Origin of the sequence: Hymenobacter armeniacus, assembly GCF_014699055.1 — a bacterium.
GTDB lineage: Bacteria > Bacteroidota > Bacteroidia > Cytophagales > Hymenobacteraceae > Hymenobacter > Hymenobacter armeniacus.
This window is the reverse complement of record NZ_JACXAC010000004.1, coordinates 761384-771284: the sequence shown is the minus strand read 5'-3', so window position 1 is coordinate 771284 and position 9901 is coordinate 761384. Positions and strand designations below refer to the sequence as shown.

At 64.4% G+C, this 9901-nt stretch carries 12 protein-coding genes; 5 read left to right on the top strand and 7 right to left on the bottom strand.

From position 1 onward, the window contains the following. The first annotated feature begins 137 nt into the window (after positions 1 to 137). From IC234_RS14665 to IC234_RS14655, 3 genes are all read left to right on the top strand, one after another. A complete protein-coding gene (locus IC234_RS14665; RefSeq protein WP_190925926.1) occupies positions 138 to 965 on the top strand; it encodes a hypothetical protein in 828 nt (275 codons plus the stop codon). 8 nt (positions 966 to 973) lie between these two features. Continuing rightward, positions 974 to 1957 carry a 23S rRNA (adenine(1618)-N(6))-methyltransferase RlmF gene (gene rlmF, locus IC234_RS14660; RefSeq protein ID WP_190925924.1) on the top strand — a complete coding sequence of 328 codons (984 nt, stop codon included), beginning with the start codon at positions 974 to 976 and terminating at the stop codon, positions 1955 to 1957. Positions 1958 to 2070: 113 nt separating this feature from the next. Beyond that, positions 2071 to 2562 carry a cold-shock protein gene (locus tag IC234_RS14655; RefSeq protein ID WP_190925922.1) on the top strand — a complete coding sequence of 164 codons (492 nt, stop codon included), beginning with the start codon at positions 2071 to 2073 and terminating at the stop codon, positions 2560 to 2562. Positions 2563 to 2662: 100 nt separating this feature from the next. Here IC234_RS14655 and IC234_RS14650 read toward each other — a convergent pair whose 3' ends face one another. Together IC234_RS14650 and IC234_RS14645 are read right to left on the bottom strand one after the other, a co-directional pair. Beyond that, complete coding sequence (locus IC234_RS14650) at positions 2663 to 2944, bottom strand: hypothetical protein (protein WP_190925920.1); 282 nt, start codon at positions 2942 to 2944, stop codon at positions 2663 to 2665. A 48-nt stretch (positions 2945 to 2992) separates the two neighbouring features. Then, on the bottom strand, positions 2993 to 3358 hold the full coding sequence (locus IC234_RS14645) for a hypothetical protein (RefSeq protein WP_190925918.1): 366 nt from the start codon (positions 3356 to 3358) through the stop codon (positions 2993 to 2995). 217 nt (positions 3359 to 3575) lie between these two features. On the opposite strand from IC234_RS14645, the gene IC234_RS14640 reads away from it, so the two are divergent. Continuing rightward, entirely contained in the window at positions 3576 to 4130 is a 555-nt protein-coding gene (locus IC234_RS14640; protein WP_190925916.1) for a hypothetical protein, read from the top strand. Between the two features lie 13 nt (positions 4131 to 4143). On the opposite strand, the gene IC234_RS14635 is transcribed toward IC234_RS14640, so the two are convergent. From IC234_RS14635 to IC234_RS14625, 3 genes are all read right to left on the bottom strand, one after another. Continuing rightward, positions 4144 to 5352 (bottom strand): tetratricopeptide repeat protein, encoded by a 1209-nt coding sequence (locus IC234_RS14635; RefSeq protein ID WP_190925914.1) that lies wholly within the window; start codon positions 5350 to 5352, stop codon positions 4144 to 4146. Positions 5353 to 5430: 78 nt separating this feature from the next. Further along, the gene (locus IC234_RS14630) at positions 5431 to 6564 is read right to left on the bottom strand and encodes a putative sensor domain DACNV-containing protein (RefSeq protein WP_190925912.1); all 1134 of its coding nucleotides are present in this window, start codon (positions 6562 to 6564) and stop codon (positions 5431 to 5433) included. Between the two features lie 210 nt (positions 6565 to 6774). Then, the gene (locus tag IC234_RS14625; protein WP_190925910.1) at positions 6775 to 7362 is read right to left on the bottom strand and encodes a YdeI/OmpD-associated family protein; all 588 of its coding nucleotides are present in this window, start codon (positions 7360 to 7362) and stop codon (positions 6775 to 6777) included. Between the two features lie 190 nt (positions 7363 to 7552). Between IC234_RS14625 and IC234_RS14620 the strand changes: the two genes are divergently transcribed. Then, entirely contained in the window at positions 7553 to 7918 is a 366-nt protein-coding gene (locus IC234_RS14620) for a DUF805 domain-containing protein (protein WP_190925908.1), read from the top strand. A 79-nt stretch (positions 7919 to 7997) separates the two neighbouring features. Here the strand turns inward: IC234_RS14620 and IC234_RS14615 are convergent, their stop codons facing one another. Both IC234_RS14615 and IC234_RS14610 read right to left on the bottom strand, forming a co-directional pair. Then, the gene (locus tag IC234_RS14615; protein WP_190925906.1) at positions 7998 to 8738 is read right to left on the bottom strand and encodes an SDR family oxidoreductase; all 741 of its coding nucleotides are present in this window, start codon (positions 8736 to 8738) and stop codon (positions 7998 to 8000) included. Positions 8739 to 8829: 91 nt separating this feature from the next. Next, positions 8830 to 9714, bottom strand: a complete 885-nt coding sequence (locus IC234_RS14610) for a helix-turn-helix domain-containing protein (protein ID WP_190925904.1) — start codon at positions 9712 to 9714, stop codon at positions 8830 to 8832. Positions 9715 to 9901: the final 187 nt, after the last annotated feature.

The window sequence follows — 9901 nt, the reverse complement described above, 5'->3', positions numbered from 1 at the left end:
AGATGTGTATAAGAGCCGGGGCCACCCCGGCCGGGCAAGACCGGTGGACGCGGCGCGGGCCCGGCCGGCCGGCGCTAGTGTGGTGCCCGCCGGGCCCGGCGGAATTATCCCGTTCTACTTTGGGGTTAGGCTTTCGAATGAAACACGTATTCCTGCTGCTTTGGCTGTGGTTTCCCGGCTTCGCGGCCCCGCCTGCGCCCCTTCAGCCGCTGCAAATTGCCGAGCAGTTTGTGGCGCCCACCGGCTGGGCCGACATGAAGGACTACCTCTGCTGCGAGGCCGCCGGCCAGGCCCGCCAGGAAACCCTGGGCCAGCAAATTCCGGCCCGGCTGCAGCGCAGCTGCGAGCTGCTGCGCCAGGGCGACAGCACCGCCGTGGTGGCCGTGGAGCTGCGCGACCCCGCTGAGCGCCGCGACTTCTACCTGCATTTTGCCAAAGAAGGCACGGCCTGGAAGCTGCAAGCCATTCGCAACCTGGCCATGACGCACCTGGGCCCGCCCATGGTGGAGCTGCTGTCGGCGCTGCCGCCGGCCGAGGTGGCCGAGTACGACCGCAAGCACCCCGACGCCAGCCACGCCTTCACGGTGGGCAACCTGCGCCTGTGGACCGCCGCCGATGCCGACATTGCCGCCCACTTCCGGAAAAACAAGGCCGATTTTCGCAAGCTGCTGGGCCTGGTGCAGGCGGGCAACTACTTTGTTGCTGACAGCCTTGCCGCCGGCGAAAAAGCCGCCAACGCCGCCCCCGCCGTGCACGCCCTGCTGCGCAAGCTGTACCTGAGCCGCGTGACGCGCCGCGAAACCGGCTGCACCAGCTGCCTGGAGTTCGTCATCGGGGGCAAGGTGAACAGCACGGTGGGCCTGCTCTACCAGCCCCAGCCGGCCCAGCTGCCGGCCATGACGCCCGAACGCCTCATCATGCTGCGCCCCCTGGGCGAGGGCTGGTACCTTTACAAAACCACCTGACCGGCCCGATGAAAAAACCCGCCCCTGCCGCTCCCGCGGCGCCCACCGAAAAAGACCAGTTGCACCCGCGCAACCCCCACCGCGCGCCCTATGACTTCCCGGCGCTGAGCAAGGCCTCGCCCGAGCTGGCCGCTTTCGTGCAGCCCAACAAATTCGGCAACCTCTCTATCGACTTTGCCAACCCCGCCGCCGTGAAGGCCCTGAACAAGGCCCTGCTGCGCGAGTTCTACGGCATCGAGTACTGGGACATTCCCAAAGGCTATCTGTGCCCGCCCATCCCCGGCCGGGCCGACTACGTGCATTACCTGGCCGATTTGCTGGCCGATAGCAACGGCGGCACCCTGCCGCCCGGCCAAGACATCGCGGTGCTCGACGTGGGCGTGGGCGCCAACTGCATTTACCCCATCATTGGCCGGCGCGCATACGGCTGGCACTTCGTGGGCTCCGACGTGGACGGCGTGGCCGTGCGGGCCGCCCAGCAGATTGAGGCCGCCAACCCCAGCCTGGCCGGCGCCATTGAGGCCCGCCTGCAGCCCGCCCGCACCCGCATTTTCGACGGCCTTATCCAGGCCGGCGAAGTGTTCGACCTCACGATGTGCAACCCGCCGTTTCACGCCTCGGCGGCCGAGGCCGCGGCCGGCAGCCAGCGCAAAGCCACGGGCCTGGGCACCGGCCGCGCCCCGCGCCCGGCCCTCAACTTTGGCGGCCAAAACAACGAGCTGTGGTGCGAGGGCGGCGAAGCGGGCTTCATCCGCCGCATGGTGCAGGAAAGCGCCCGGCGGCCCACTTCCGCCTACTGGTACACCACGCTGGTGTCGAAAAAAGACACCCTGCCCGGCGTGTACCGCGCCCTCAAAACGGCCGGCGCCACCGACGTGCGCACCATTGGCATGGCCCAGGGCCAGAAAAAAAGCCGCCTCGTGGCCTGGACGTTCCTCAAGCCCCCGCAGCAGGAAGCCTGGCGGAAGGCGCGGTGGCATTCGCCGCGGTAAGCAGGCCCGCGGATGCGCCTCAATTATTGCGTATCTTCGTCGCAATCCACTCCTCTGTTTTTCGCTTCGTGACGACGCGAAACTCAGACACAATGATTTAGCAGCAAAAAACTATGGGTAGGTCTCAAGAGACATTTGGTAAGAAAGACAACGAGAAAAAGCGCGCCAAGAAGAAAACCGAGAAGGAGGAGCGCAAAGCCGAGCGCCAGGCCAACGCCAAATCCGGCGCGGCCCTGGAAGAGATGTTTGCGTACGTTGACGAAAACGGCAACATCACCTCCACCCCGCCCGACCCCACGAAGAAGCGCGTCATCAAGGACGAGGAAATTCAAATCAGCGTGCGCAAGCAGGAAGACCGCGAGCCCGAGGACACCCTGCGCACCGGCACAGTGACGTTCTTTAACACCTCGAAAGGCTACGGCTTCATCCGCGACTCGCAAACGCAGGAAAGCATTTTCGTGCACGCCAACGGCCTGGGCGGCATCACCATCGGCGAAAACGACAAAGTGACGTTTGAGGTGGAAATGGGCCCCAAAGGCCCCAACGCCGTGCGCGTGCGCCTCGGCAGCGCCACGCCGCCCCCGGCCGCACCGGCCGCAGAATAGCGCCGTACTTCAGTAAATAGAAAAAGGCTGACGCTCGCGGAGCGTCAGCCTTTTTGCGTTTGGGCCGGTAAGACGCAAAATAGTGCGTCTCTGCACCCCTCTAGGCGTTGCCGTCCATGGCGGCCAGGCTTTCTTCGGCGGCCAGGGCGTCGGAAGTGGCGCTGGTGCTGCTGGTGGGCGCGGTGGCTTCGGCGGCTTTGCCGGCGCGGCGCTTCGAGAGGTAGCTCAGGCCCAGGGCCACGAGTGCCGCGCCGCCCACCACTTTCTGGGTGGTGCTGAGCTTGCCGAGGCCTTTGCCCTTGCCCAGCTTCTTGAGCGACTTGGTGGCGCCGCCCAGCAGGGTGGCTTTTTTGGCGGCTTTGTTTTTCTTGGTCTTTTTCATGACGAGGTGAGGTTGGTACGGGTGATGTGCGCGGGAATTCCTCCGGATTTAGACCTCCGGGCCGGGCTTGGGGCGGGCCTTGGTGATTTTTCGGTGTTTGTGGGGCTTCGGGGGCGCTTCGGTTTCGTAGTCGTCGGCGTCGGTTTCATCGTCGGCGTCGGGCCGGTGGGCGTGCAGCTTCAGCGGCGTCGCCTCATCGGCCCGCTCGGGGCCGGCGCCCTCTTCCTCCTGCGAGGCCAGGTAGGCCAGCCCGGCGGCCACCAGCGCAATGCCGCCCACCAGTTTCTGGCCGGTGCTGAGCTTGCCAATTTCTTTGGTCACCTTGCGAAACTTCCTGATGGACAAGGTGGCGACGTCCAGAATATCTTCCGACACGTCGTCTTTTTTGTGCTTTTTCTTTTTGTTCTTGGCCATGAGAAGGTTCGGTAAAACAACGGTTTCCAGAAAAAACTGCAGTGGGAAAGCCATGGCGTAGTAAACGCAACACCGGGGGCAGGGACGCGGCCGGCGAATTAGAGTATTCGGAAGCAGGGCCCGTAATGTTTCCGATTTATTTGCGCCGCCGGCCATCGGCGGTTGGCTCACCCGGTCTGGCGAGTGCCGTTGCTGCTCCATAATTCATTGCCTTCGCGTGGAAGTTCTCGTTCACCTCGTTTTCACGGTAGTTAAAATTTCGGTGCTGGCCTCGGTCTACGCCGCCTTGCTGCTGCAAGTGGCCAAGTTTGTGCGCACGGTGGACCCCACCAGCCCGTTTGCCCGGGCCAGCACCCGGCCCAAGCGGTTTTGGTGGCGCTACGGGTTTCTGATTTCGGTGGGCTTGTTCCTGTATTCGCTCACGTATTGGGGCAACCACGGCCTGGGCGACTACGCCCGCATCCCGCTGGGCCACGGCGAGGCCATGGAAGAAATCAACGGCACCATGGCCTACTTCGAACCCGTCCGCGCCATCGACCAATCCGAAGTCGTGGCCTACCAACTGGCCGACGACGTGCTCTGCGCCCAAGCCGACGACAACCTGTTCTACACCTACGACCTCGGCTCGAACCTTCGCCAAACCTTTCCCGACAGCACGGCTTACGACGCTTACGCCGCGGGGCATCACTTGCCGCTCAGCCGCCAGCTACGGCCGTTTGCTGCGCACTACGCGCAGTACTGGGGCGGCTGGCGCTTTTGGCTGCTGGCTTGAGGCAAAGCTGCGGCTAGGGCTTGCTCTCGGCCAGCCCTTTTTCAATCATCTGAAACAGCGGGTTGTCGGGCTTGGCCACTTTTTTCAGCTGGGTTTGGGCGGTCAGGAAATGCGGGCGGGCCACCTGCGGGCGCCTGAGCTGCATGTTGAGGATGGCCAGGTACAGGTGCAGCAGGCCCTGCGCCGCGGGCGTTTTCGGCGCCGCGGGCAGCTGGCCGCTGAAAAACGCTTCCGCTTCGGCCCACTGGTTTTGGGCCTGGTAGATGTCCATGATGTCGGAAAACATCTGGTCGTCGGCCGGATTGAGGCGGTAGAGGCGGGTGGCCCAGGCGGTGGCGTCGGCCGCGTGCGTGGTCACGGCGAGCTCCAGCAGGCTGCGCACCGTGGCATAGTGCTGGGGCTGCAGGTCCAGGCTTTGCAGCAGCGCCTTTTTGGCCTCAGCGGGCTGCTGTTGCTGCTGGTAGAGCTCCCCGAGCATGCGGGCGGCATCGGCCTTTAGGGCGGGGTCGGTGTAGAGCCGGAGCGAGGTTTGGGCGTAGGGAATGGCTTCGGCCGGCTTTTTCAGCTGCAGCAGAGCGTACGCCAGGTTGTAGGGCGCGTCGGGGTATTGCGGATTCAGGGCGATGGACTTCTCAAACGGGGCCACGCTGGGCTGGGCCCGGCCCTGCGCGAGGTGGCCGTAGCCCACGGCGTAATACGTCATGAAATCGCCCAACTGGTGCGCATGGGCCCGGCCGTAGTGCTCAATCACCAAATCCAGCAGTTGCGCTTCGGTCTTGTCCTGCTCGCCGCAGTGGCAGAGCATGGCGCGGTAATAGTAGTCGCCCAGGCCCTGGCTGAGGCGGTAATCCTGCGGAAACTGTTTCTGCAGCCGCGCCAGCGTTTGCGGAATGTCGAGCAGGTGCATGCTGTAGTTGCCTTCCTTGCCGCGCAGGCGCTCCACCGTTTCGCCCGCGGCCAGGTCTTTCAGCCCGAAACCCTGAAAGTTGAGGGCAATCAGGTAGTAGTTGAGCAGGAGCTTTTCCTTTTGCAGCACCACGGCGGGCTGCTGGTTTTTGGGGTCCGCTTTATCGAGGACCTGATAGGCCGATTCATATTTCTTTTCGGCTTCCAGCTTAGCTGCCTGCGCCAGCGCGGCCGGAGCGGCGGCCTGGCTAAATCCCTGGTGCGCAGCCAGCAGCATCAACACGAAAAAGGCGCAGCGGCGTACACAAAAAGGCATCGGACAGTAGAGCTCGGGCGTGAAAACAGGGAGCGAAGCTAACCACAAAAGCGCCGGATGCAGCTCGCCTGTGCTGCCTCAAAGCAGCAGTACGTCGATGCGGTGAGCGTGCACCTGCTGCAAATCTTCCGACCAGGCGAAAACCGTAAAAAAGCCGTCCATGGAAGCCACCAGCGCAATGGCGTCGTGCTGGTCGTGCACAAACTGAGCGGCGGCCAAATGGCGGGTGCCGCCGTTCTGGGCCGGGTGCAGCTGCCGGGGCTCGCTGCCCACCACGGGCTCGGTCAGCGTCATCGTTTCGACGGGCGTGCTGCTGGCGGCGCGCGTCACCTTGGCCCCGAAAGCCAGCAGGTGGTAGTCTTGGGTGATGACGGTGGCCCCGTCCACGGCCGTAAAGCCGCCCACCACCCCGATGCTGCGGTGCAGCAAATCCTGCCGGCGGCGGCGCGTTTGCCCCGGCCGGCGCCGCAGCTTGATGCCCTTGTAAGCCGGCGTCACGGGGTAGGTGAGCGGGTGCACCACCGATTCCTGCCACCGGTCGGAGCCGGCGGGCACCACCAGCACCAAGCCGCCGCGGCCGTGGGCGCGCATGGTGGCGGCCAGCTCCAGCAGCACGTTGTCGACCTCGCCGGAACCGGCCGAGGGCAGGCTCCGGCCGGGCAGAAAAGCGCGCAGGGCCGGGCAGTCGGCCAGGCCGCCGTGCTCTTCGTCCACCAGCTGCAGGTGGTCGCCGCGCAGCACGGCCACGTTCACGTACTTGCCGAAGCCGCCCACACGGCGGTGCTTCGCCACCAGCAGGCCGGGCTCCACCACTTCGAGCACGAAGCAGAGCGACGGAATGGTGTTGGCCGTGCCCCAGAGGTAGAGGCCGTCGGCGTCGTGCCACACCCCGAGGTGGATGCCGGGCTGCTCTACGGCGGGCGCCAGCTTGAGCAGGTTGTAGGGCGTGAGGCGGCGCTTGTGGCCAAACAGCAGCGGCCGCCGGATTTGCTCGGGCGGCAGCAGGGCCAGCGAAATACGGGGCGGGTGCCCTTCCTCGCGGCGCAGGCTGGCCCAGAAGGCCACGTCAATTACGGCCTCTACCCACTGCGCCTCGGGCGGCGCGGCCAGCCGGTCGGCGTCTTCCAGGCTGGCGGCGTGGTGCCGGGCAAAGTGGGCCGCAATCATGGGCGCGGCCATGCGCGCCGTGAGGTAGGTGGGTTCGGAAAGCATACGGGGTGGGAGCGGCAAAGGGGAAACAGGTGCGGCAAGGATGCGGCGGATGCGGCGAGGCTCGACCAAGAACTCAAAGAAACGCCAGGCCGGGCGCAGCCGAGGCAGCCCGCGTGCCGCAGTAAACCACTCGCCTGATGATTTTGATTACCCCTCCGCGCGCGGTGCCTCGGCTGCGCCCGGCACGACGGGCTTCTGCGCCCTCCTGCCCTACTCTTTATCGTAGTTTGCCCGCTTGCCCAGGGCGGCCATGCGCACGGTTTCGGCCACGCGGCGGGCGCGGGTGTCGGGCTGCTTGGCGCCCAGCACCCAAGTCAGAATCTGCTTCCGAGCCGAGGGCGCGAAGGCGGCAAAACTGGCTTCCGCGGCCGCATTAGCCGCCAAAGCCTCGGCCAGGTCTTCGGGCACGTGGCCGGCTTCGGCGGCGTCGAGGCTTTCCCAGGCGCCGTTTTGCTTAGCGCGGGCAATGGCGGCCAGCCCGGCGGGCTGGAGCCGGCCGGCGGCTTCGAGGCGCTCCAGCCGCTCTTTGTTCACCTTGCTCCAGCCGCTTTTGGGCTTGCGCGGGGTGAAGAGCAGCTGCGTGCGGTCGGCGTCGAGCTTGCGCGGGTGCGAGTCTATCCAGCCGAAGCAGAGGGCTTCTTCCACCGCTTCGGAGTAGGTCACGCTGGGCTGGCCGCTGGCTTTTTTGCAATACACCAGCCACACGCCGGGGGCGCTGGCGTGGTGCTCGGCCAGCCATTGCCGCCACTCGGCACGGCTGGCGGGCTGGGTTTGGGCGAAGGCATCGGTGCGGGACATGAGGCAGGTCTGGTTAAGAAATCATGATAACGAAGGAACACAATATTGCGAACTGGATTCGGATGCGTACTTTTCTCCGGCATTCAACCGGCGCCTCTGCCGGCTGAGGCAGTGGAGCCCAGAACCCACGCTAAAAAACGGGGCGTTACCGAAAAGCCTTACGAGTAGGATTTGCTACCCCAGATTGCCAATGGAATACTTCATACTCGCTCTAAAAAAATATGCCGTGTTCTCCGGCCGCGCCCGCCGGAAAGAATACTGGATGTTCGTCTTGTTCAACTTCCTTTTCTCTATTGTGGCCGCCGTGGCCGACTACGCACTCACGGGCGATAACGGGGGTGCCATTTCCGGGCTGCTGGCCATTGCCTTGTTCATTCCGGGCCTGGCCGTAGGCGTTAGGAGGCTGCACGACGTGGGCAAAAGCGGCTGGTTCACGCTCATCGTTTTCATTCCTTTGGTGGGCGCCATCTGGCTGCTGGTACTGGCCTGCACCGAAGGCACGCCCGGCGAAAACCAATACGGCGAGGACCCCAAAGGCCGCGCACTGGCTTTCTAAGCACTGCCTTTTCTAAAACGAAAAAGCGGCCGAAGCTTCTGTAGCTTCGGCCGCTTTTTCGTTGGGCCCTGCGCTAGAATTACCAGGGGCTGATGCCGGTTTCGGGCGCATTGTCGTCGCTGAAAAACTGGCCGGTGGGGCCATCCGACGGCAACTGAGCGGCTTTGACTACGCGGGCAGCCGCATCGGGCACGGTGCCGGGGCCGCTGTGGTGGTTGAAATCGGTGGCGGTGTAGCCGGGGTCCACGGCGTTCACTTTGAACGGGGTGTCGCGCAGCTCGTAGGCCAGCACGATGGTGTACATGTTGAGCGCGGCCTTGGAGGAGCCATAGGCGGCCGTCTTCACGGCGTAGTACTTCCAGCCTGGGTCGGCGTTCAGGCTCACCGAACCCAGGCCCGAAGTCACGTTCACGATGCGGGGCGCGGGCGCGGCGCGCAGCAGGTCGAGGAAGGCCTGGGTGGTCTGCACCACGCCGAATACGTTGGTGTCGTACACTTCCTTGAACGTGGCCACGCTGGTGTCGATGGCGGTTTGGGGCACGCCCCCGCCGCTGATGCCGGCGTTGTTGATGAGCACGTCGAGGACGGGAGTTTTCTGGCCGATGGCCTGGCGGGCGGCGGCTACCGAGGCGGCATCGGTGACGTCAATTTGCACGGGCTCGACCTGGCTGAGGCCTTCGGCGTGCAATTGGGCCACGGCCTGCTGGCCGTTGTCGAGGTTGCGGCTGCCCAGGTACACGTAATAGCCGTGCTGGAGCAGCTGGCGGGCGGTTTCGAAGCCGATGCTTTTGTTGGCGCCGGTGATGAGGACGTATTTCATGAGAGGGTTTTGACTGGGTTAGTAGAACAGCACAAAAGTCCCCTCCCCCGCCGCGGCGCCCTAACGGGATTCAAACGAAAGAATAAGAAATTCAAACCGCCGGCACCCGGCCCACCGCCGCCCGGTGGGCCGAGGGCGTGGTGCCGGTTTGCTTCTTGAAGAAGTTGTTGAAGTAGGTCGGGTACTCGAAGCCGAGGCTGTAGGCGATTTCGGCGGTGCTCCAGTCGGTGTGCTGCAGCAGGGCGCGGGCCTCGCGGATGAGGCGCTCGGCGATGTGCACGGAAGTGGTTTTGCCGGTGAGGTCGCGCACGGCCCGGTTGAGGTGGTTGACGTGCACCGAGAGCTGGCGGGCGAAGTCGCCGGGCGTGCGCAGCTTCAGGCCCTGCGCGGGCGAGTCGATGGGAAACTGCCGCTCCAACAGCCCTTGAAACAAGGCCGCAATGCGCGTGGCGGCGTTGGGGTGCTGGTAATAGCTGGCCTGCGGCTGCAGCTTCAGGGCTTCGTGAATGAGCAGGTTGAGGTAGTTGCGGGTGACCTCCTGCTGGTACACGTAGCCCGAGTGCATCTCCTGCAGCATCTTGCGGAAGAAGTAGCTCAGGTCGGCGTACTGCGTTTCATCCACCAGGTACACCGGGTCGGAGCCCAGCCGGAACAGCGGCGACTCCTGCAGGCTGGCCGCCCGGTCGTTCACAATGAGAAACTCCTCGGTGAACATGCACAGGTAGCCGCCCTGCTCCTCCGACACCCGCTCCCAGGAATACGGAATCAGCGGGTTAGAAAACACCAGCGCGGGCCGGTCAATCAGCACGCCGCGGGTGGCGTAGTTGTAGCGGCTGCTGCCAGTGAGCAGCGAAATCTTGTAGTAGTCGCGCCGCCCAAACGCCACCTTGTCGCTGATGAATTGCTCGCGGGCGTACACGTTGAAGCTGCCCGAGGCCACGGGGTTGTTAGCGGGCGTGAGGGACTGGGGTGACATGCTTCAAAAGTAAGCATATCAAATAGGGCGGAGGTTTGTAGTCCTGACCGAAGGTTTGTGGTCCGGGCCGAAGGTTTATCGTCCTGATGAAAGGTTTGTCGTCCTGAACGAAGGTTTGTGGTCCCGAAACGACTGGCAAGTGTCCGGAAACGGTTGGCGGGCATCCGGAAGCGTTTGGCGAGGCTCC

Bases quoted from the DNA above. Each gene is read 5' to 3' on its own strand.
- IC234_RS14665 (WP_190925926.1), top strand. From the start codon at position 138: ATGAAACACGTATTCCTGCTGCTTTGGCTGTGGTTTCCCGGCTTCGCG.
- rlmF (WP_190925924.1), top strand. From the start codon at position 974: ATGAAAAAACCCGCCCCTGCCGCTCCCGCGGCGCCCACCGAAAAAGAC.
- IC234_RS14655 (WP_190925922.1), top strand. From the start codon at position 2,071: ATGGGTAGGTCTCAAGAGACATTTGGTAAGAAAGACAACGAGAAAAAG.
- IC234_RS14650 (WP_190925920.1), bottom strand. From the start codon at position 2,944: ATGAAAAAGACCAAGAAAAACAAAGCCGCCAAAAAAGCCACCCTGCTG.
- IC234_RS14645 (WP_190925918.1), bottom strand. From the start codon at position 3,358: ATGGCCAAGAACAAAAAGAAAAAGCACAAAAAAGACGACGTGTCGGAA.
- IC234_RS14635 (WP_190925914.1), bottom strand. From the start codon at position 5,352: ATGCCTTTTTGTGTACGCCGCTGCGCCTTTTTCGTGTTGATGCTGCTG.
- IC234_RS14630 (WP_190925912.1), bottom strand. From the start codon at position 6,564: ATGCTTTCCGAACCCACCTACCTCACGGCGCGCATGGCCGCGCCCATG.
- IC234_RS14625 (WP_190925910.1), bottom strand. From the start codon at position 7,362: ATGTCCCGCACCGATGCCTTCGCCCAAACCCAGCCCGCCAGCCGTGCC.
- IC234_RS14620 (WP_190925908.1), top strand. From the start codon at position 7,553: ATGGAATACTTCATACTCGCTCTAAAAAAATATGCCGTGTTCTCCGGC.
- IC234_RS14615 (WP_190925906.1), bottom strand. From the start codon at position 8,738: ATGAAATACGTCCTCATCACCGGCGCCAACAAAAGCATCGGCTTCGAA.
- IC234_RS14610 (WP_190925904.1), bottom strand. From the start codon at position 9,714: ATGTCACCCCAGTCCCTCACGCCCGCTAACAACCCCGTGGCCTCGGGC.